This window comes from Promicromonospora sp. NPDC060271 (assembly GCF_042726755.1).
GTDB lineage: Bacteria > Actinomycetota > Actinomycetes > Actinomycetales > Cellulomonadaceae > Promicromonospora.
In genome coordinates this window covers 1-20,380 of the sequence record NZ_JBHXBG010000104.1, presented here as the reverse complement: position 1 = coordinate 20,380, position 20,380 = coordinate 1, and the positions used below count along the sequence as shown (strand labels likewise).

At 73.3% G+C, this 20,380-nt stretch carries 17 protein-coding genes; 6 read left to right on the top strand and 11 right to left on the bottom strand.

What is annotated here, in order from left to right:
- Window positions 1-52: 52 nt before the first annotated feature.
- From ACFWE2_RS16440 to mtrA, 3 genes are read right to left on the bottom strand one after another with little or no spacing between them, the layout of a single operon-like run.
- Window positions 53-1,783 (bottom strand): LpqB family beta-propeller domain-containing protein, encoded by a 1,731-nt coding sequence (locus ACFWE2_RS16440; RefSeq protein ID WP_377225290.1) that lies wholly within the window; start codon window positions 1,781-1,783, stop codon window positions 53-55.
- The gene (mtrB, locus tag ACFWE2_RS16435) at window positions 1,783-3,558 is read right to left on the bottom strand and encodes an MtrAB system histidine kinase MtrB (RefSeq protein ID WP_377225289.1); all 1,776 of its coding nucleotides are present in this window, start codon (window positions 3,556-3,558) and stop codon (window positions 1,783-1,785) included. Before mtrB ends, ACFWE2_RS16440 begins: the two co-directional genes overlap by 1 nt.
- A complete protein-coding gene (gene mtrA / locus ACFWE2_RS16430; RefSeq protein ID WP_377225288.1) occupies window positions 3,558-4,238 on the bottom strand; it encodes an MtrAB system response regulator MtrA in 681 nt (226 codons plus the stop codon). Before mtrA ends, mtrB begins: the two co-directional genes overlap by 1 nt.
- 195 nt (window positions 4,239-4,433) lie before the next feature.
- On the opposite strand from mtrA, the gene ACFWE2_RS16425 reads away from it, so the two are divergent.
- The 4 genes from ACFWE2_RS16425 to ACFWE2_RS16410 all read left to right on the top strand — a co-directional run bounded on the left by ACFWE2_RS16425 (window position 4,434) and on the right by ACFWE2_RS16410 (window position 8,977).
- Window positions 4,434-5,825 carry a sensor histidine kinase gene (locus ACFWE2_RS16425; protein ID WP_377225287.1) on the top strand — a complete coding sequence of 464 codons (1,392 nt, stop codon included), beginning with the start codon at window positions 4,434-4,436 and terminating at the stop codon, window positions 5,823-5,825.
- On the top strand, window positions 5,822-6,523 hold the full coding sequence (locus ACFWE2_RS16420) for a response regulator (protein ID WP_377225286.1): 702 nt from the start codon (window positions 5,822-5,824) through the stop codon (window positions 6,521-6,523). The genes ACFWE2_RS16425 and ACFWE2_RS16420 overlap by 4 nt, the downstream gene beginning before the upstream one ends.
- 217 nt (window positions 6,524-6,740) lie before the next feature.
- Window positions 6,741-7,664 carry a hypothetical protein gene (locus ACFWE2_RS16415; protein ID WP_377225285.1) on the top strand — a complete coding sequence of 308 codons (924 nt, stop codon included), beginning with the start codon at window positions 6,741-6,743 and terminating at the stop codon, window positions 7,662-7,664.
- Window positions 7,661-8,977 (top strand): glycosyltransferase, encoded by a 1,317-nt coding sequence (locus ACFWE2_RS16410; protein WP_377225284.1) that lies wholly within the window; start codon window positions 7,661-7,663, stop codon window positions 8,975-8,977. Before ACFWE2_RS16415 ends, ACFWE2_RS16410 begins: the two co-directional genes overlap by 4 nt.
- On the opposite strand, the gene ACFWE2_RS16405 is transcribed toward ACFWE2_RS16410, so the two are convergent.
- The 6 genes from ACFWE2_RS16405 to ACFWE2_RS16380 form a co-directional block, all read right to left on the bottom strand.
- A complete protein-coding gene (locus ACFWE2_RS16405; protein ID WP_377225283.1) occupies window positions 8,884-10,236 on the bottom strand; it encodes a DUF58 domain-containing protein in 1,353 nt (450 codons plus the stop codon). The genes ACFWE2_RS16410 and ACFWE2_RS16405 overlap by 94 nt on opposite strands.
- 11 nt (window positions 10,237-10,247) lie before the next feature.
- Window positions 10,248-11,189: an AAA family ATPase gene (locus ACFWE2_RS16400; protein ID WP_377225291.1), complete on the bottom strand. Its 942-nt coding sequence runs from the start codon at window positions 11,187-11,189 to the stop codon at window positions 10,248-10,250.
- 113 nt (window positions 11,190-11,302) lie between these two features.
- On the bottom strand, window positions 11,303-12,601 hold the full coding sequence (locus ACFWE2_RS16395; protein ID WP_377225282.1) for a DUF4350 domain-containing protein: 1,299 nt from the start codon (window positions 12,599-12,601) through the stop codon (window positions 11,303-11,305).
- Window positions 12,598-13,221: a DUF4129 domain-containing protein gene (locus tag ACFWE2_RS16390; protein WP_377225281.1), complete on the bottom strand. Its 624-nt coding sequence runs from the start codon at window positions 13,219-13,221 to the stop codon at window positions 12,598-12,600. Before ACFWE2_RS16390 ends, ACFWE2_RS16395 begins: the two co-directional genes overlap by 4 nt.
- Window position 13,222: 1 nt before the next feature.
- Window positions 13,223-14,425, bottom strand: a complete 1,203-nt coding sequence (locus ACFWE2_RS16385) for a hypothetical protein (RefSeq protein ID WP_377225280.1) — start codon at window positions 14,423-14,425, stop codon at window positions 13,223-13,225.
- A 132-nt stretch (window positions 14,426-14,557) separates the two neighbouring features.
- Window positions 14,558-15,547, bottom strand: coding sequence for a stage II sporulation protein M (locus ACFWE2_RS16380; RefSeq protein WP_377225279.1), 990 nt, complete (start codon window positions 15,545-15,547; stop codon window positions 14,558-14,560).
- Window positions 15,548-15,635: 88 nt separating this feature from the next.
- Between ACFWE2_RS16380 and ACFWE2_RS16375 the strand changes: the two genes are divergently transcribed.
- Window positions 15,636-16,463, top strand: a complete 828-nt coding sequence (locus tag ACFWE2_RS16375) for an RDD family protein (RefSeq protein WP_377225278.1) — start codon at window positions 15,636-15,638, stop codon at window positions 16,461-16,463.
- Between the two features lie 42 nt (window positions 16,464-16,505).
- Here ACFWE2_RS16375 and ACFWE2_RS16370 read toward each other — a convergent pair whose 3' ends face one another.
- Both ACFWE2_RS16370 and ACFWE2_RS16365 read right to left on the bottom strand, forming a co-directional pair.
- Complete coding sequence (locus tag ACFWE2_RS16370; RefSeq protein ID WP_377225277.1) at window positions 16,506-17,696, bottom strand: acyltransferase family protein; 1,191 nt, start codon at window positions 17,694-17,696, stop codon at window positions 16,506-16,508.
- A gap of 87 nt (window positions 17,697-17,783) precedes the next feature.
- A complete protein-coding gene (locus ACFWE2_RS16365) occupies window positions 17,784-18,779 on the bottom strand; it encodes an alpha/beta fold hydrolase (RefSeq protein ID WP_377225276.1) in 996 nt (331 codons plus the stop codon).
- Window positions 18,780-19,131: 352 nt separating this feature from the next.
- On the opposite strand from ACFWE2_RS16365, the gene ACFWE2_RS16360 reads away from it, so the two are divergent.
- A complete protein-coding gene (locus ACFWE2_RS16360; protein WP_377225275.1) occupies window positions 19,132-20,313 on the top strand; it encodes a glycosyltransferase in 1,182 nt (393 codons plus the stop codon).
- The last annotated feature ends 67 nt before the right edge of the window (window positions 20,314-20,380 follow it).

Sequence of the window (20,380 nt, the reverse complement as noted above, 5' to 3'; positions counted from 1 at the left end):
GGGGTGTCGCCAGGGAAACTCGGACAGGCGCTCTACTTCGCGGAAGGGCGGGTCAGCCCGGGTACGCCACCAGGTCCACGTCCTCGACCAGCGGCTGCCACACGCCGGTCTCCTCGTGCTCGAGGTCCCCGTCCTCGGTGACGACCAGCAGTCCCTGGTCCGTCACCCCGGCCGCGAGCTGCCGCACGTCCGTCAGGCCCGGGAGCTGCCGCGACTGGCCCCCGGCACCCGGCTGGCCGCCGACCCCGGCAGTCCAGACGGCGGACACGCCGTCACCGTCCCGCGTCAGGAGCGACAGCGTGGTGAGCCCCGACCAGCGGGCCTCCTCGACGCCGTCCACCGGCCCCGCGACCGTGAGCGGCGGCGCGAGGCCGACCGGCACGTCGTCGTCGTTCCGCACGATCCCGGCCACCTGCACCTGGGTGCCCGACGGCGCATGGCTCACGATCGCTATGCGGGAGCCCTCCGGCGACACGGACACGCTCAGCACCTTGCGACCGCCCAGCCACTCGGCCGGCACGGTGACCTCCGTGCCGGACACAGGCAGCACCCGCAGGTCGTTCGTCCCGCCGCTGGTCCAGGTGTTGCCGAACTTGTCGACCGAAGGGGCGGCGAGGTCCGGCCCCTCGATGGCGGGACGGTCCTCGCCGTCGGCCGAGACGTTCACTATCCGGTCGGTGCCGTCCCGCACCACTATCGGTGTGGTCGCAGGGCTCACCGCGAGCGCCGTCGGGTCGATCGTCGACAGGTCGACGGGCAGGTCGTGCTCGACGGGCCGGCCGTCCTCCTCGATGCGGTAGAGCTGGTCGTCCTTCAGGAACATGGCCTGGACGATCGTGGCGGGCAGCTTGACGTCGACCGCGTCGACGGCGAGGCGGCTCGTGCCGCTGAACAGGTCGACGGGCACCGTGCGGCCGGCTCCTTCGGAGAAGGTCGCCGAGATCTGCGCGGCGATCGTCGAGCGCTGGGCGGCGGTGGCGCTGCTGATCTCCTCGCTGAGGCGGACGGCGACCGGCTCGTCGCCGTCCGCCTCCTGGATCGTCGGCGACGCGAGCTGGGTGCCCTCGGGAAACAGGGACCGGGTGGCTCCCTGCAGCCACTCGGGCGGGCCGGCGAGGAGCTCCTCGACCGCGTCCAGCCGCCAGGAGTTCCGGGGGAACCAGCGCAGGTCCGGGACGAGGCTGTTGGTGTCCTCGCCCTCGGCGGAGAAGTACAGCCGGGTCGCCCGGAACTGGGTGGCGAACAGGTTGGCCGGCACGAGCACGCCGTTGTCGAGCACCGAGATGCGCCACTCCTCGCCGACCTTGGTGAGGGTGAACTGGTAGCCCACCTTCCGGGGGTCGGCCGCCTCGGTGTACGCGCCGGCGGTGTCGAGGGTCGCGATGGTGGTCGCGCGCACCCCGACCTCCAGGGTCTCGGTGCCCTCGATGTCGGTGCCGGCCTCGAACGGCTCCGGCATGGGCGGCTCGCGGACCACGCGCACCGACGCATAGGGGTCCCAGGTCTCCGCGGCGTCCTCGGTGAGGAACTCCCGGGCGGTCTGGTACTCCTTCGGCGACGTCGGTGCGGCGACGGCCGCGCGGAGGAAGCCCTCCACTATCAGGTTCGGCTCGGCGCCGGGCGTGGGGCCCTGCGGGAGCAGTGCCAGGTCGGCCTGCGGGTCCTGGTCGGCGGTGCCCACCCGCACGGGGCCGGACGTCGGGATCTGGGCGCAGGCCCCGAGCCCGAGGACACAGGAAAGCGTGGCGACGGCGGCCACTGCCACGCTGGTCGTCCTCCGCATCAGTGCACCTCCACGTCGTTGCCTGTGGGTCGTTCCGGGGTGGCGAGCCGTTCGGCGCCGTCGTCCCCGGGGTCGGACAGGTCCGGGATCGCCGTCGGCGTGGGGCCGGCGGCCGGGTTGACCACGGGGATCTGGCCGGTCCGGAGCCCTGGCTCGTGCGAGGCGGGCGCCATGGTCACCGGCGGCTCACCGATCTGCACACCGGCGCTGCGGGGCAGCGTCAGCCGGAAGCTCGCACCCTGTCCCGGGCGGCCCCACGCGTCGAGACGCCCGGCGTGCAGGTGCGCGTCCTCGAGCGCTATCGCCAGCCCGAGGCCGGAGCCGCCGGTGGTGCGGGCGCGCGCCGGGTCGGCCCGCCAGAAGCGGTCGAAGACGTGCTCGACCTCCTGCTTGGTCATGCCGACGCCGTAGTCGCGCACCACGACGGCGACCGCGCGGTCGTCCTCGGCGACGGTCACCTCGACCGGCCGCTCCTCGGCGTGCTCGATCGCGTTGACGACGAGGTTGCGCAGGATGCGCTCGATCCGGCGGGGGTCGAAGTCGGCCGCGGCGGAGGAGTCGGGCAGCCGTACCGAGACCTGCACGTCCTTGGTCTTCGCGAGCGGGGCGGCCTGCTCCACGACCGACATGACCACGTCGCGCAGGTCGCGCCGCTCAGCGTCGAGGACCGCCGCGCCCGCGTCGAACCGGCTGATCTCCAGCAGGTCGGCCAGCAGTGACTCGAACCGGTCGATCTGGCCGAGGAGCAGTTCGGCGGAGCGGGCGGCGTCCTCGTCCATCTGGTGCCTGGACTCGTGGATGATCTCGCTCGCCATCCGGATGGTCGTCAGCGGGGTGCGCAGCTCGTGCGACACGTCGGAGACGAACCGGCGCTGCATGGCGGAGAGCTCCTCCATGCGGCGGATCTGGTCCTGGAGGCTCTCGGCCATCTCGTTGAACGAGCGCGCGAGGCTCGCCATCTCGTCGGTGCCGCGCGCGCCCGGCATCCGTTCGGAGAGGTGCCCCTCGGCGAGGCGCTCCGCCACGGTCGCGGCGCGGGTCACCGGGGTGACCGTCTGCCGGGCCATCGTCCAGGTGACGACGCCGAGCAGCGCCAGCATCCCGAACCCGCCCGCCAGCAGCACGCGGTGCACGAACGACAGCGTCTCCTGCTCCGGCTCCAGGGAGTAGAGGTAGTAGATCTCGTACCTGGCGCCAGGAGCGGCCTGGACCGTCGAGCCAACGATGACGCCCGGGCGGACCATGCCGTCGGCGTCCCGCGACGGGATGCCCACCGCCTGCAGCACCTGGTCGTCGCCGGAGGCGAGGTTCGCCTTGCGCACCTCGTCGCTGATGACCACGTCGGTCAGATCGGGCCGCGTGACGATGTCGCTCACCCGGACGGTGGTGCCCAGCTCGTGCAGCAGGAAGTACGCCTCCGCCGTGGAGCCGCCCGTGGCGGCGAGCGTCGCGATGGAGTCCCTCAGGAGGATCTGCAGGTCGCCGTCCGACGTCGTCGCCGTGTCCGAGAAGTTCTTCGCCACCTGGTCGGTCAGTCCAGCGGCCTCCCGGTCGATCGCGGCGAGCCGCTGCTCGTAGATACCGTCCCGGACCGACGTCGACAGGTAGAGCCCGAGCACGACGATCGCCGCGAGACCGATGGCCAGCGCGGTGGTGACCACCCGGAGCTGCATGGAGGAGCGCCACTGCGCGACCGAGCGCCGGGTGAACCGGACGGTGACCACCCGGGCGCGGTGCGCCGCCCGGCGCAGCCGCGTGACCAGGCCGTGCGGCATCAGCGTGTCGTGCCCGCCTTGTAACCGACGCCGCGCACCGTCAGGACGATCTCCGGGTTCTCCGGGTCACGTTCGATCTTGGAGCGCAGACGCTGGACGTGGACGTTGACCAGGCGTGTGTCGGCGCTGTGCCGGTAGCCCCAGACCCGCTCCAGCAGCACCTCACGCGTGAACACCTGCCACGGCTTGCGGGCCAGCGCCACGAGCAGGTCGAACTCCAGGGGGGTGAGCGCTATGCGCTCGCCGTCGCGCATCACCGTGTGGCCGGTGACGTCGATCTCGACGTCGCCCACCGCCAGGCGCTCCGGTCCGGGGTCCTCGCTGCGGCGCATGCGGGCCTTGATCCGGGCGACGAGCTCCTTGGGCTTGAACGGCTTCGAGACGTAGTCGTCGGCGCCGGACTCCAGGCCCACCACCACGTCGAGCGTGTCGGACTTGGCCGTCAGCATGATGATCGGCACACCCGACTCGGCCCGGATCTCGCGGCAGACCTGCACACCGTCCTTGCCGGGCAGCATCAGATCGAGCAGCACGAGGTCCGGCTGATGGGTGCGGAACATCCCCAGCGCGGAGTCGCCGTCGGCACAGAACACGGCGTCGATCCCCTCGCCCTTGAGGACGATGCCGATCATCTCCGCCAGTGCTGTGTCGTCGTCGACGACGAGAACTCGTACCTTCATGTCCTCCAGTGTGCCAGGCTGGTCCAGCAAACCCCGCCTTTCGGCCCGTGCCCGGCGCGCTCCGGCGCAGGTTCACCCGCCCGGAGCAACCCGTACCGCTCTGGCCGGCACGACCCTCCCGAGGGGGACATCCCCCGTCGAGCCGGGCGGTGGGCACCATGTCGCGAGGCCCCCGTCAGGGGCGAACCTGGCACCATGACAACCATGACCGTCGACCGGCCCGGAGCCGGCTCCGTGACCCGGCGGGCCGCTCGTCCGGGCCCGAACTTCCTCACAGCTCCCCTCGCGAGCCGCACGTGGCGCGAGCAGAGCTACCTCGCGCTGGTGCTCCTGCTCGCACCGTTCGCGTTCACGTACACGATCTTCGCGGTGAGCTTCACCGCGAGCATCGCCGTCACCGTGGTCGGGCTGTTCGTGGCCGGTGCCGTGGTCGTCGGCGCGCGCGGCTGGGGTGCCGCGTACCGCAGCCTGGCCCGCGAGCTGCTCGACGTCGACGTCGCGGCGCCCACCCCGTACGTCCGGCCGCGCGGCTTCTGGCGGACCATCGGGTCCCTGCTCGGCGACGCCGCCGGCTGGCGCGCCCTGCTCTTCATGTTCATCGCGTTCCCCCTGTCCATCCTGTCGTTCGTCACGAGCGTCACGTTCCTCGCCACCGGCCTGGGCGGCATGACCTACTGGTTCTGGTACCGGTTCCTCCCGCCGCAGCTCGGCTCCGACGGTGAGCTGCACCGCGGCGCGCAGTTCGGCTCGTCGTACTTCCTCGACACGCCCCCGCGCATCGCGCTGGCCGCCCTGGTCGGCCTCCTCTTCGTCCTGTGCTGGCCGTGGATCACCCGCATGTTCACGATGCTCTTCCGGGCCCTGACGCGTGGCCTGCTCAGCCCGACCCGCGCGAGCCTGCGCGTCGCCGAGCTCGAGCGGTCCCGCACCGGGGCGGTCGACGACGCCGACGCCCGCCTGCGCAGCATCGAGCGCGACCTGCACGACGGCACGCAGGCCCGCCTGGTCGCCGTCGCCATGCAGCTCGGCGAGGCACGCGAGCACCTGGCCGAGGGCGGCGACGTCGACCAGGCCGCCGAGCTGGTCGACACCGCGCACTCCTCCACCAAGGAGGCGCTCGTCGAGCTGCGCGAGCTGGCGCGGGGCATCCACCCGCCCGCGCTCGACAGCGGACTCACCGTCGCGCTCGAGACGCTCGCGGCGCGTTCGGCGCTGCCGGTCAACGTCGACGTCGACCCGGCCGTCGAGGCGGACGGCCGCCTGGCCCCTGCCCTGGAGTCGATCGCCTACTTCAGCGTCGCCGAGCTCGTGACCAACGCCGCGAAGCACGCCCGCGCCACCGGGGTGTACGTCCTGGTCGAGCCGCTCGGCGACACGGAGGGGTCCGTGCGGATCCGCGTGCGGGACGACGGCCGCGGCGGCGCGCGAGTCGTGCCGCCCGACGGTTCCGGCCTGCGCTCCGGACTGGCGGGCCTCGCCGAGCGGGTGCGCTCCGTCGACGGCACGTTCAACCTGTCCAGCCCCGTCGGCGGACCTACGGTAGTGACCGTGATCCTGCCGACCAGCAGCCCGTCGGGCCGCGCATGACCGGGCCGAACCCGCCGGTGTCCGGCCCGCCCGCGCCCGGCCTGCGCGTGCTGCTGGCGGAGGACTCGGCGATCCTCCGGGACGGGCTCGCCGCCCTCCTGACCCGGCGCGGCCACACCGTGACCACCGTCGGGGACGGTGCGGCCCTGGAGCGTGCGGTCGCGCAGCTCGCACGCGAGCAGGAGCTGCCCGACGTCGTGGTCGCGGACATCCGCATGCCGCCGAGCTTTACCGACGAGGGCCTGCGTGCGGTGCTGGGTCTGCGGGCCCGGCACCCCGGCCTGCCGGTGCTGCTGTTCTCGCAGTACGTCGAGACCCGCTACGCGAGCCGGCTGCTGGCCGGCGACGCGCGCGGTGTCGGCTACCTGCTCAAGGACCGGGTGGCCGACGTGCGCGACTTCGTCGACGCCCTCGGACGCGTGGCCGGCGGCGCCACGGTGCTTGACCCCGAGGTCGTCTCGCAGCTCATGGGCTCCGCCCGGCAGGACGACGACCTGGAGCGCCTCTCGGCTAGGGAACGGGAGGTGCTCGGCCTCATGGCACAAGGCAGGTCCAACGGGGCGATCGCGGAGCTGCTGCACCTGTCCTACGGCGCCGTCGAGAAGAACGTGGCGGCGATCTTCACCAAGCTGGACCTCCCCCAGGACGCCGCGGACCACCGCCGCGTCCTGGCGGTGCTCCGGCACCTCGGGGTATGACGACGATGGGGGTATACCCCCCGTCGGGGTCGGGCTATCTGGGGGTGGGCTCGGGGGTTCACCCGATATCGTCCCCGGCGAGGGTCCGCCATAGTTTTCCCATGACCGCGTTGAGCCCGGATCGACACCTCACGTTCACCAGTGCGAAGCCGGACGCCCGTATCGAGCCCATAGGCTCAACGGCCATGAACCAGGAAACCCGCACCGGGAGCGGAGCGTGAACGACACCGTCACGCTCGTCACGTGCGTCGCCGTAGGCCTGGCCCTCATCGACGCCATGCTCTTCGCCGCCAGCGCCACGCTGCAGCACCACGCGGTGTCGGACAAGCAGGCGGACGGACACCTGACGATGAGCGGCCTGCTCAGCGTCGTCAAGCAGCGCCGCTGGCAGGCGGGCGTGGCGCTGGGCGGTCTCGCGGTGCTGCTGCACGCGATCGCCCTGCTGCTCGCGCCCCTCCGGGTCGTCCAGCCGGTCGGCGTGCTCGCCGTCCCCATCGCCGTGCTGCTCACCGCCGCCCGCGTGCGGCTCCGGCCGCCCCGCGGGGTGGTGCTCGGAGCCACCCTCGCCGTGGTCGGCGTCGTCTCGTTCGTGATCGTCTCCGCCGGCTCCGTGACGAGCCACCCGCCCGAGGGCTCGGCGGTCGTGATGGCCTGCGTGGTGGTCGCCGCCCTGGTGGTGCTGCTGACCTTCGCCGGGCTGGCCGCCCGCGGCTGGCTGCGCTGCGTCGCCTACGCCACCGCGGCGGCCACCGCCTTCGGCCTCGTCTCGGCCCTGGTCCGAGCCGTCTCGCTGAGCGTGACGTCCGGCGAGGCCGAGCTGCTCGACGTCGGGACGCTGCTCGCCGGCGCCGTGATCCTCTGTGTCACCGTGGGCGGCGGCTGGCTGGTCCAGCAGGCCTACGCGGCGGGTGCCCCCGCGGTCGTGGTCGCCTCCCTGACCGTGGTCGACCCGATCGTCGCGGTGCTGCTCGGCGCGGTGCTCCTCGGCGAGGGTGCGCACACCCCGCTCGGCCTCTGGCTCGTGATGGGCGTCGCGACCGCCGCTGCCGTCGCCGGTGTCATCACCCTGGCCAAGCACCACCCCGACGCGACCACCCGCACGACCCCGGTCGAGGCCCTTCTCCAGGCGAGCCGGCCGTGACGGACGGCCTGCACGTCTGCTTCTTCACGGACCAGCACCCCCGCACGCTCGGGGGCGCCCAGGCGTCGGTCCTCCTCCAGCGCACCTTCCTGGAACGCGCCGGGCACACCGTCACGATCGTCGCCCCGCAGGATCCGGCAGGCAGCGCGGACCCCGGCGTCATCGCCCTGCCCGCCCTGACCGTCGCGCAGGGCCAGTACTCCGCGGTCCTGCCCTCGCGCGGGACGGACGCCAGGGTGGACCGCGCGCTCGAGGCCCGCGGACCAGTCGACGTCGTGCACCTGCAGGGCGACTTCTGGGGTGCCTGGCTCGGCAAGCGGTACGCGGCACGGCACCGGCTCCCGCTCGTGCTCACGACGCACACCAACGTCGACGCCTCGTTCCGGGCGGTCGCCGGACCGGCCGCCGGGCTCGGCCTGCGCGCCGTCGCCGCATGGCAGCGCCACGTGACCGGCGACCGCGTCCGGCGGTCCGGGCACGGCGGCGGGTACGACTACCTGCACGCGCTCGCCTCCGGCGCCGACGCCGTGGTCGCGCCCAGCGGCCACTTCGCCGCCCGGCTCCGGGAGGCGGGCGTACCCGTCACCGCGGTGATCCCCACGGGGGTCCATGACGACGACGTCGCCGCCTCGACCGGCCGTGGTTCCACGGAGGACGACCTCCTGCGGAAGGACGACCGGATCAGGCTCGTGTGGCTCGGGCGGTTCAGCGCGGAGAAGCGCCCGCTGGAGCTCATCGAGGCGATCGCGGCAACGGACCAGCACATCGAGGCGGACCTGTACGGGACCGGCACGCTGTTCGACCGCGCGCGGCGTCAGGTGCAGGCGCTCGGGCTGACGGACCGGGTCCGGCTGCACGGCGTCGTCGACCACACCGAAGCGCTCCGCGCCATCGCGTCGGCGGACCTGCTGGTGCAGACGTCCCGCGGGTTCGAGACGCAGGGCATGACGGTCTACGAAGCCCTCGCTCTCGGCGTCCCGGTAGTCGTGTGCGACCGCGCGATCGCCGACGAGCTGGGGGGCGACGCCACGCCGTGGGTCTGGTGCGCCGAGGGGCCTGAGCCGAGCTCGCTGGCCCAGGTCCTCGACTCCGCCGCGCGGGCCGTCCGGGCGCCGGACGGCCCACGGGTCCCGCGCTCGTTCTCGACCGGGCTCCTCCAGTCGGCGCAGAGCGAGCGCCTGGTGGCGGTCTACGCGCAAGCCCTGGCCGCTCACCGCCCTCAGAGCCGTCCCGCCGCCTTGAGCGCCAGGTACTCGTCCGCCAGACGGGGGGCCAGGTCGTCCGGCAACGCCTCGACGACGTCGGCCCCGTAGCGGCGCAGCATCGTCGTCACCGCCGTGCGCTCCAGGTCCCCGCGCGCGGCGGCCGCGGCGTCGTACACCTCGGCGACCGTGTCGCGGCCTGCGCGCAGCCCGGCCACCTCCTCGTCCGCGACGGAGGCGACGACCACCGTGTGGTCGCGCGCGAGCTGGTCGACGACCGGCAGCAGGCCGTTCTCCACCGCCGCCGGGTCGAGGGTCGTCAGCAGCACCACCAGCGCACGCTGCGTCATGCGCGTGCGCACCTGCGTCACCACGCCCGGCCAGTCGGTCTCCAGGAGCACCGGTTCGACGGTGGCCAGCGACTCCGCCATCGCGGGCATGAGCCGGGGACCGGCGGCGCCCACCACGCGGGAGCGCACCGTGCGGTCGAACGCCACGAGCTCCACGCGGTCGCCCGCGTGGCCGGCCAGCGCCGCGAGCAGCAGCGCCGCCTCGATGCTGGCGTCCAGCCGGGGTGCGCCGGTGGAGTCGGCGGCACCCACCCGGGCGGCGGACGTACGCCCCGTGTCCAGCACGATCAGCACGCGCCGGTCCCGCTCGGGACGCCACGTGCGCACCACCACCTCGCGGCGCCGGGCGGTGGCGCGCCAGTCGATCGAGCGGACGTCGTCGCCCACCACGTACTCCCGCAGCGAGTCGAACTCGGTGCCCTCGCCGCGGATCTGCACCGCCGCGCGACCGTCCATCTCCCGCAGCCGAGCCAGGCGCGACGGCAGGTGCTTGCGGCTCGCGAACTCCGGCAGCACCCGCAGGCGGCCCGGTACGGGCAGTGTCACCTGGCGGCCCGCCAGACCGAGCGGTCCGAGGCTGCGGATCGTCACCCCGCCGGCCGTGCGGTCGCCGCGGCGGGTCGGCACGAGAGTGGTGGGCAGGCGCGCGGCCTCGCCGTCGGGCAGGTCCACATGGTGGCGACCCGCTCCGCCCGACGCCGGGCGTACCCGCTCGGTCCTCCCCCTCCCCTGGCCCGCGCCGGCCGACGGACCCCACGCGTCCCGGACCACCGCGCGCAGCCGCCGTCCGGAGGCGTTGCGGACCACCAGCTCGCTGGTGGCCTCCGACCGCAGCCGGACCGAACCGGGCACCCGCCGCTGCACCGCCACCCGCCGCGGCGAGGCGGCGAGCACCGCGTCGACGACGCAGGCCAGGACCACCGCCGTCGCCCACACGAGCACCGTCCCGTTCGCCGGGAGGAGCAGCACCGGAACCACGCCGAGCCCCATCAGGGCGGCGGCGCGCCACGTCACGACCATGCGCGCTCCCCTCAGCGCGGCACGGGCACGGAAGCCAGCACCGTGTCCAGCACGCCCTCGGCGGTGACACCCTCGAGCTCGGCCTCCGCGCGCAGCTGCACGCGGTGCCGCAGGGTCGGGTGGGCGAGCGCCTTGATGTCGTCGGGGGTCACGAACGAGCGGCCCGACAGCCAGGCCCACGCCCGCGCCGTGCGCAGCAGCGCCGTGGCACCACGCGGTGAGACACCGAGCGAGAGCGAGGGTGAGAAGCGCGTGGCACGGCAGACGTCGACCGCGTAGCCGAGCACCTCACGCGACACCTGGACGCGAGCCACCTCGGCCCGCGCCCGCTCCAGGACCCCGGCGTCGGCGACCGGGGTGACGCCGGCGGCGGCGAGGTCGCGCGGGTCGAAGCCGGCCGCGTGCCGGGCGAGGACCTCCACCTCCTGCTCACGTTCGGGCAGGGGCAGCACGAGCTTGAGCAGGAACCGGTCGAGCTGGGCCTCGGGCAGCGAGTAGGTGCCCTCGTACTCGACGGGGTTCTGGGTGGCGATCACCAGGAACGGGTCGGGCAGCGGACGCGGCGTGCCGTCCACCGACACCTGCCGCTCCTCCATCGCCTCCAGCAGGGACGCCTGGGTCTTGGGCGGCGTGCGGTTGATCTCGTCCGCGAGCACCAGGTTCGTGAACACGGGGCCCTCGCGGAACGAGAACTCGGCGGTGCGCGCGTCGTAGACGAGCGAGCCCGTCACGTCACCCGGCATGAGGTCCGGCGTGAACTGGATACGCCGGGTGTCCAGCTTCAGGGCCGCCGCGAGGGTGCGGACCAGCAGCGTCTTCGCGACGCCCGGCACACCCTCCAGTAGCACGTGGCCCTGGCACAGCAGCGCGATGAGCAGGCTCGTCACCGCCGCGTCCTGCCCGACGACGGCCTTGCCCACCTCCGTACGGACGGCCGCAAGGGCGGAGCGCAGCTCCTGCGACGGCGCGGTGGGCGGGGCAGGTGCCGCCGGGGCCTGCTGGGCACTCGGCTGCGGAGCCGGCTCGGCGGGCGCGGGGGCGCTCTGGTGGGGGACGGCTGGTTCGGTCACGGTCGGTGGACCTCGCTCTCCAGGATGTCGAGTCGGCGCGCGAGCTCGGCGAGCGCGGCGTCGTCAGCGGGGGGTGGGCCGTAGAGCAGGTCTGCCACCTGCTGCGACGGGCGGTTGGTCGCGGCCACCACGGCGTCGACCACGGTGTTGGCGTCGGACGAGCGGGCAAGCCCGAGGCGGGTGGCGACCCGGTCGGCGGCCGAGGCGCGCAGGCCCGCGGCGGCGTGCCCGCGGGCACGGGCCGCCCGGTACAGCCGGGCGCGGCCGCGGGTGGCCTCGGCCGACCGAACGAGCACGGGCAGGTCCTCGACGACCAGCGGCCCGAGGCGTCGTACCCGCCAGAGCGCGAGCAGCACCGCCGCGAGCACCGCGATCAGGGCCACGGGCGCGGAGCCCGGCGGCATCAGCGCGTCGACCTGGCCGCGTTCGGCGGGCGTCGGCTCGTCGCCGGTGCTGACGTCCATCGGGTCCGGTACCAGCCACACCAGGTCCTCGTTCTCGCCGAGCATGCGCAGGGCGAGCGCCGCGTTGCCCTCGTCCAGGACCGTGCCGTTGCGGAGCACCGCGGCGTCGGAGACCACTGTCACCGACCGGTCCGGGAACTCCAGGCGTGCGTAGGCGTAGCCGCCCTGGCCGTCTGGCCAGCACAGGGTGGGGCGCGGACCATCGCCGCCGGTGGGAGTCTCGGCCAGGCCCGGCCGCAGGGCCAGCTCACCCGCCGCCCGCGCCGTCGGGTCGTCGCACTGCGGGGCGACCGGGTCGCCCGCCTCGCCGTACGTGGACTCGAGCAGGTTCCGGGTCATCGCCCCGACCATGTCGAAGTCCGGTTCGAGCACCACGAGGTCGGCGCCCGCGCGGTTCAGCGCGGAGATCTGGTCCTGGGCGAAGAACGACGGGTTCGGCGTGATCAGGAGGGTGCTGTCCGGGCCCGCGGCCGCGACGGCGTCGGCCACCCTGGTCACGTGGGTGACCCGGACGCCCTGGTCCTCCAGCACCTCGGCCACGGCCATGCCGCCGTCGTCCTCCGGGTTGTCCGGGGCATGCGGGGCTGCGGACGTCGCCGGGCGCACCACCGCGAGGAACGCGACGAGCAGGGCGGCCACGAACAGGACCGTCAGCGGCCAGCGCATCCGGCGCCACCGGTTCGCGGCGCGGGACCGGCCGGTCGTGTCGTCGCCGATGATCACCGGCGCGTCGTCCGTCGGGCCTGCGGGCGCGCCGGACACCGCGGCGCCGGACACCGCGGTGGGCGGGGTGGGCGGTGCGAGCGCGAGGTCGGGCGGCAGCGACGTCATGCGGCGACCTCCGGGCGGGCGGCGGTGACCGCGGCGTCGAGCGCACGCAGGTCGGCGTCGTCCGCCGCCGTGGCGACCCGGTCGCCGTACTCGACGCCGTCGAACAGGTCGGCGCCCGCGTGCAGGCGAGCGGCCTGGACCGGGAGGCGCAGGCCGGCGTCGGCCGCGGCCTCCTGGGCCGTGCGGCCGGGCCGCGGCTCGATGATCACTCGTTCCTCCAGGGAGCGGACGACCGCACGGAAGCGCTCGACGGACGCCGTCCGCCAGTCGCCCGACGACGCCGCCGCGTCGGCCGCCGCACGCATCTGCGCGGCGGTCCGGGCGTCGTCGGTGTCGAGCACCTCGGCCGAACGCGCGCGGTTGCGCCCGAGCTGCACCGGCCCGGCGACGAGCCAGGCGATCAGGAGCACCACGGCCGCGATCACCGCGACGACGATGCCGAGCTGTGGACCGGACATCGACGTGGCCGGCCACTCGATGCTCGTGAACCACTCCAGCACCCAGTTGATCAGGCGTTGCAGCAGCGACTCACGCTCCGCGTACTCGGGCCGCTGCAGCTCGCTGCTGAGCCATTCACGTGCGGTGTCCCGGTCCGGGACGACGGGCAGGTCAGCCCTCATGTCACTTGTCCGCCGCGGCAGCGGCCGCGGCCTGCAGCTGCACGTCCAGTCCTTCGCGTCGCATCCGGGTGTCGATGTAGAGCAGGGCGATGACGCCGCCGAGGAACAGCACGCTCATCCCGCCCGTGATGACGTAGGTGATGCCGTAGCTGACCGCAAGGCCCGCGCCGCTCTGCATCACCATGGACAGGCTCAGGAGGAGGCTGACCGGCACCGCGACCACCTGGCCGATGATCCCGAGGATGAGCGAGGTCAGCAGGTAGATACCGAGCACCCGCCAGAACGTGCCCCGGGTCAGCTTCCACGCGCGCCGGCACGTCTCCCAGAACCCGCCGCCCTCCACCGCGAGCGCCGGCGGGATCAGGATGACGCGGGTGAACGCCCACACGACACCGACCAGGAGCGCCGCGAGCGCGAGGAAGATGCCGATCACGCCGAGCGTCGGGTCGATGAGGAAGAGGCCGACGACGATGCCGGTGGCCAGGGCGTAGGCGACGAGCACCACGAGCATGCTCAGGAGGGAGAACCCGATCAGGAACCACGCGCGCTTGACGGTGCGGCTCCACGCGTCGGACACGGAGATCTTGCGCCCGATGACGGAGTCGCTGACGGAGATGGCCATGACGCCCATGGCGAGGGGGGTGGCGAGCGTGAGCAGCATGCCGGTCCCGATCGCGGAACCGTAGGTCACGCCGAGGACGTCCTGCGTGAAGCCGAGCTCCTCGAAGGCGGGGTCGGTCCCGACCTCGGCGAACAGGCTGCCGAACAGGTCGGTGAAGATGGTGGTGAGCGGGATGCTGATCAGCGTGCCGACCACGACGGCCGCGACGACGATGACCGCCGTCAGGCCCAGCGTCACCCCCGGGTTGTGCCGGACGGCGCCGAACGCGCCGTCGTACAGCTCGCCGAGGCTGAGCGGACGCAGTGGCACGATGCCGGGCTTGTCCGCCGGCGGGTGGTAGCCCGGGACCTGCCCGGCGTACGGGGAGTGCTGCCCGTACTGGCTCTGGCCGTACTGCGCCGGCTGCCCGCCCTGGGGTGTCCCGTACTGCGGCTGGGCAGGCGCGGGGGACGCCGCCGGGTCGTACCCGGGCGCGTACTGCCCGTACCGCGGCGGCTCGCCCCAGCCGGCGGGCTGGGAAGCGCCTGACTGTGGGGGCGTCGGCTGCGCCGGCTGGTCGGGTGCGCTCTCGGGCGTCGTCATGGGGGCGTGCTCCCGGGTGTCGTCTTGGGGTCGTGCCTGCGCCGCAACCCTAGTACGCGTCGCTGACAGCGGGCCGCGAATTCGGTCGGTACGGCGGGGCGCCGCGCAACTGTCACCCAGCCGTGACCACCGTCAGCCGGCGGTGACGGCGGCGGCGCCCGCCTCGTGCTCGGCGAGGTCGCCGGTGGCCCCCGCGCGCACGGCGCGGCGGCCCAGGACGTACACGTAGGTCCAGAACCCGGCGAGCACGATCGCACCGATCACGATCTTGAGCCACCAGAACAGGTCGGACCCGGTGACGAAACCCTCCACGAGCGCGGAGACGCCGAGCGCCGCCGCGAGCCCGATGACCATGGTGATCAGGGCGCGTCCCTCTGCGGCCATGGCGACGGACCGCTTGCGGTGGCCGGGGTCGATCAGGGTCCAGAACAGCCGCAGGCCCGCGGCTCCCGCGACGAAGATGCAGGTCAGCTCGAGCAGACCGTGGGGAGCGATGAGCGTGAGGAACAGGTCGAGCTCGCCGTGGGCGGCCATCATGCCGCCGATGGCGCCGATCTGGACCGCGTTCTGCCAGAGCACCAGCAGGGGGAAGAATCCGGTGATCCCGCCACCGATGGCCTGCGCGGCGATCCACGCGTTGTTCGTCCCCACCACGGCGGCGAACCCGATGCCCGGCTCGTAATAGGAGGCGAACGCGTCGTTCACGTAGTCCTCCTGCGCGGACGGCGTCATCATCGTGTTCATCGCATCCGCGTCGGAGGCGATGTAGACGCCCGCGACGATCGCGACGAGCAGGCAGGCCGCCGTCACGGCGTGCGACCACCAGCGGATCCGGTAGAACGCGGCGGGCAGCGACACCATCGCGAACCGCACCACCTCGCGCCAGGCCGGCTCGTGCGTGCCGGCGATGCGGGTGCGCGCCCGGTTCAGGACGTCGGACAGGCGGGTGACGAGCGCGGGATCCGGCGCGGCCGAGCGGACCGTCGACAGGTGCGTGGCCACCGACTGGTACAGCCGCACGAGCTCGTCGGACTCTGCGCCGTCCAGGCGACGGCGGGACGACAGGTCCTTGAGGCGGTCCCACTCTGCGGCGTGCACGGCGGTGAAGGCGTCGATGTCCACGGCGGTAGTCTGCCGCACAGGAAGAAGAGTGACGGCGTGACCGCTGCCAGGACCGACACCCAGGCCCTGCGACCCGACCGGAGGAACCGTGCAGGACGGCATAGTCATCGGCGAGGGAGTGGTGCTGGACGCGCGCCCCGCGTCCTTCATCACGCGCGCGATGGGCGCCATGCTCGACTTCCTGGTGATCGGCGCGGTCGTCGTGGCGGCGCTGGTCATCGGCGGCATCTGGTTCCTCGAGAACGCCGTGCTGGGCGAGGACGTCGCGACGGTGGTCTACGTCCTCGCGAACGTCGCGGTCATGGTGGCCATACCCGTCACCGTCGAGACGCTGTCGCGCGGCCGGTCGCTCGGCAAGCTCGCGTGCGGCATCCGCGTGGTGCGCGACGACGGCGGTCCCGTCCGGTTCCGGCACGCGCTGGTGCGTGCCCTGGTCGGCGTGATCGAGCTGTGGCTCACGTTCGGCGGTATCGCCGCCATCGCGTCGCTGGCCAACGCGAAGGGCAAGCGCCTCGGCGACATCGCCGCAGGCACGTACGCGGTGCGGGTGCGCGGCGGCAAGCAGCTCTCGGCGCCGATCGTCATGCCCCAGTCCCTGGCCGCGTGGGCGCACACCGCCGACATGCGCCGGCTGCCCGACGGTCTTGCCCTGGCCGCCCGTCAGCTCCTGGGCCGCGCCGCCCGCCTCGCACCCGAGTCGCGGGCCCGGCTCGGCGACGACCTCGCCGGGCAGATCGAGCGCTACGTGGCGCCAGGGCCGCCGCCCGGCACCCACCCCGAGGCGTTCCTGCACGCCGTCCTCGCCGAACGCCGTGAGCGCGAGCTCGCCGCCGGGCAGCGGGAGCGCAAGCGGGCGGAAGAGCAGTCGGAGCTGCTGCACCGCCTGCCGTTCGCCGTGCCGGACCCGCCGCGCTGAGCCGCTGCTCCCCCGCAGGGCCCTCAGCCGGACGAGACCAGGTCAGGTGAGGCGGGTGGCCTGCGCGTCCGACAGCCTCGAGAACAGCGAGCGCACCGCGTCCCCGGCGCGGGTCAGCCCGGCCTGTACCGCCCGGCGCAGCCGGGCCGACGTCGGCCGCTCGACGCCGTAGTGGATGGCGACCGCCAGGCCGAGGCTCAGCGCGCCCGCGGCAAGGAGCGCGACGGTGCGGGTGGTCTCGTGGGCCAGCACGTCGATCACCGCGTACCCGAACTGCGTGTGCACCAGGTAGACGGGATAGGTCAGGCCGCCGACGGTCCCGAGGGCCGCCACCAGCCCCCGGGGCGGGACCCGCCGGCCCGGGAGCGTCGTCGCCCAGACCGCCACGACGCACGCCAGCATGAGCAGCACGCTGATCACCGGGCTCACCGGCACGCCCTGCAGATCGGACGCCCGGCCGGCGGCCTCGATGACACGGTCCACGCACAGGGCGACTCCCCCGGCGAGCAGCACGCCGCTGACCAGGTCGAAGCCGTCACGGTACACGAGGAACAGCAGCATGCCGACGGCAAAGTACGGGGCGTAGTCCGGCACCAGCAGGTCGGCGAGCCAGTGCGCGCCGAGATCCTGCGCGGCCCAGCCCACCAGCGGCCAGAGCGTGGCGAACGCGAGCACCCGGTTGCGGGTGAGCGGGCCGAACGCCAGCACCACGAACACGAGCAGGTAGAACTTGAGCTCCACCAGCAGGGTCCAGAACACGACCTGGACGCCCGTCACCTCGAACAGGTCCTGCACCATCGTGAGATTGACCAGCGTCTCGGTCAGCGAGGTCCGGCGTCCGCCCGACCAGAACTGCTGCAGGCCCGCGGTCAGCACTATGCACGCCCAGTAGGCCGGGAAGAGCCTGCCCACCCGAGAGGCGACGAAGCCCGCGATGCCACGGCCGTCGGCGCTGAGCAGGATCACGAACCCGGAGATCATGAAGAACAGCTCGACCGCGAGCCAGCCGTACCGCGTGACCTCGTTGAGCAGCGGGAACGCGTCCGCCGAGTCGACACCCCAGTACGAGCCCACCGTCGAGGTCGCCGTGAAGTGGTAGAGCAGCACCGCGGCCGCCGCCCCGAAGCGCAGGCCGTCCATCCCCACGAGCCGGCCGGGCGGTCTCTGGCGCTCGTCGCTCGTGGTGACGGGGGTTGCCTCTGACACGGTGGCTGGCTGGCTGCTCGTCGTCATCGCCGCAGACCCTAGGTCACAGAAAGATAACGGTCAATTTCACCTTACCAAACTGTCGCCCGGTACTCACGTCTGCCCGGGGCGTGATCAGCGCGGCGCGGCCTCCAGCGTGGCGAGGAACTCGGCGGTCCGGTCCGCGACGACGTCGGGCGCCTCGTAGTGTGCCAGGTGCCCCACCCGCGGGACGACGGCGAGCCGGGCGCGCGGGAACGTCAGCTTCAGGACACGCTGCGAGGCCAGCGGGGCCACGTCGTCGTTCTCGGACGCGACCAGGAGCGTCGGCACGTCGATGGCGGGGGCGAAGCCGGCGACGTCGGTCCCCACCGAGGCGTGGAACGCCTCGAGCAGCGTGCGCCGGTCGGCGAACCCGGAGAAGTACCTGTCGTGCTCGGCGTGGATCCAGCGCCGCAGCGTCCGGTCGTCCGTAGTGACCATTGCCACACTCGCCACGCGGGTGAACATCGGGTGACGGAGCAGGCCGGTTCCCACGGCCTCCGGCAGCGCTGCGGCCAGCCGGTGCACGCCGACCGTCACGGCGCTCAGCATGCGTCGCGGACCCTCGAGCGCCGCCGTGGCGATCGGGTTGACCAGCACGAGCCCGCGCACGCGGGGTGCGTCCTCACCGGCCAACGTCGCGGCCGCGACGATCGACCCGAACGAGTGCCCCGCGAGCACCGCGTCGCCCTCCGGCGCGACGGCGGCCAGCAGCTCGGCGGTCCAGGCCGCATAGCCCGCTACGTCGTGCCGCCCCTTCCGCAGCGGTGCCGAAGCACCGAATCCGGGCAGGTCAGGCACCACAACCTGCAGGTCAGGGCGTTGCCGCACGAGGTGCGCGACGATCAGCTCCAGGCCGTGGTGATCGCCCCGGAACCCGTGCAGGAAGACGAGCCGGTGCGGTGCCGCCGGGTCGCCGTACACCCGGACGTGGGCCAGGACCCCGCCGACCTCACGGTCCACGTCGCGCACGGGGGTACCCGCGACGAGGGCCGCGTAGGGCGCCTCGTCGGGTGGCCGACGCGGGTTGGTGTGCGGTAGCGGCGCCGGGCGCTGCACCGGGCTCGGCGAAGGCGTGTCGTCGTTCATCGCGCTGACCTTAAGCATGCCGACGACATCCGGGGGACACGTTCACGAAAGATGGGGGTAAACCCCCATGCTGTTTCCGGGGGTAAACCCGGTGGCGGTGAATACCCTTCTTACGCCACGGTTGAGCCATGCACGCCACAGCGGTCGCCCTCGACGGACCCGGCACCGTACCGCTCGCCGGTACCGCCGTCCTGAGGGACCGTGTGGGCACGGACCTCCACCGCCCGTCGCCCCGACGCGGCCGCGTCCTGTTCCTGCGCCACCGAGCTCGACGGATCCCCAGTTCCGACACGGGCCACGCGGCGCGCACGACCACTTCGAGACTTACCGGACCATCGAGAGGTACAGCTCAGTGAACCTGCCCGACACCCGCCGCACGATCCTGATCGGCGCGGACACCTACCCGCCCGCTGTGAACGGAGCCGCCCGGTTCGCCGGGAGCCTGGCCACGGGCCTGGCCCGCCGGGGTTACGAAGTCCACGTCGTCGCCCCCTCGCCGACCGGCCGCCCCGTGCGCGAGGTACGCGACGGAGTCGTCCTGCACGGTCTGCGTTCCGGCCGGTACCCGACGCACCACAACCTGCAGATCTCGCTGCCGTGGGAGACGCACCGCGCGGTCTCGGAGATCATCGACGAGGTCAAGCCCGACGTCGTGCACACCAACGGCAGCTTCATCGTCGGCCGCTCGCTGGTCGCCGCCACGCACAAGGCAGGTATCCCCCTGGTGGCCACCAACCACCTGATGCCCGAGAACCTGGTGGGCTACATGCTGGTGCCCAGCTCGATGCACAGCACCGTCGGCCGCTGGCTCTGGCGTGACATCGGCCGGGTCTACGCGAAGGCCGACGTCGTCACGGCGCCGACGCCGCGCGCCGTCGACCTGCTGGCCCAGCACGCGGGCCTGACGCACGCGATCCCCGTGTCCAACGGCATCGACACCGACCACTACCCGACCAGCGCCCGCGAGGAGCGGCCGGAGCCGACCGTCCTGTTCGTCGGGCGCCTGGACCCGGAGAAGCGGGTCGACGAGATCATCCGGGCCTTCGCGCTGCTGCCGGAGAGCCTTCCGGGCCGGCTGGAGATCATCGGCACAGGGAACAAGGCCGACGAGTGGGCCGCCCTCGCCGTCAAGGCCGGCGTCGCCCACCGGATCCGGTTCCGCGGGTACGTGCCGGACGACGAGCTGCTCACCGCCTACTCCGACGCCGACGTGTTCTGCATGCCGGGGATCGCCGAGCTGCAGAGCCTCGTCACGCTCGAGGCGATGTCGTCGGGCCTGCCGGTCGTGGCCGCCGACGCGATGGCGCTGCCGCACCTGGTCCGGCCGGGCGTCAACGGCTGGCTCTACACCCCTGGCGACGTGCGGGAGCTGGCGAACCGGCTCGGTGACCTGCTGGCGGACGCCGCCCTGCGCCACCGCATGGGCGCGGCCAGCCGTGAGCTCGTGGCCGCGCACGCGGTGGACGGAACCCTCGACGCGTTCGAGGGCATCTACGACAAGGTGCTCGAGAACCGTCTGCAGACCGCGAACTGACCTCCGGACCCGCGAGGTAGAGCGTGTGTCCGAGGCCGCGGGGCTCGCCCCCCGCGCTCTCGGACAC

Coding starts and splice junctions, on each gene's coding strand:
- ACFWE2_RS16420 (WP_377225286.1), top strand. CDS start 5,822: ATGACCGGGCCGAACCCGCCGGTGTCCGGCCCGCCCGCGCCCGGCCTG.
- ACFWE2_RS16425 (WP_377225287.1), top strand. CDS start 4,434: ATGACAACCATGACCGTCGACCGGCCCGGAGCCGGCTCCGTGACCCGG.
- mtrB (WP_377225289.1), bottom strand. CDS start 3,558: ATGCCGCACGGCCTGGTCACGCGGCTGCGCCGGGCGGCGCACCGCGCC.
- ACFWE2_RS16390 (WP_377225281.1), bottom strand. CDS start 13,221: ATGAGGGCTGACCTGCCCGTCGTCCCGGACCGGGACACCGCACGTGAA.
- ACFWE2_RS16395 (WP_377225282.1), bottom strand. CDS start 12,601: ATGACGTCGCTGCCGCCCGACCTCGCGCTCGCACCGCCCACCCCGCCC.
- ACFWE2_RS16440 (WP_377225290.1), bottom strand. CDS start 1,783: ATGCGGAGGACGACCAGCGTGGCAGTGGCCGCCGTCGCCACGCTTTCC.
- ACFWE2_RS16385 (WP_377225280.1), bottom strand. CDS start 14,425: ATGACGACGCCCGAGAGCGCACCCGACCAGCCGGCGCAGCCGACGCCC.
- ACFWE2_RS16370 (WP_377225277.1), bottom strand. CDS start 17,696: ATGACGACGAGCAGCCAGCCAGCCACCGTGTCAGAGGCAACCCCCGTC.
- mtrA (WP_377225288.1), bottom strand. CDS start 4,238: ATGAAGGTACGAGTTCTCGTCGTCGACGACGACACAGCACTGGCGGAG.
- ACFWE2_RS16365 (WP_377225276.1), bottom strand. CDS start 18,779: ATGAACGACGACACGCCTTCGCCGAGCCCGGTGCAGCGCCCGGCGCCG.
- ACFWE2_RS16405 (WP_377225283.1), bottom strand. CDS start 10,236: ATGGTCGTGACGTGGCGCGCCGCCGCCCTGATGGGGCTCGGCGTGGTT.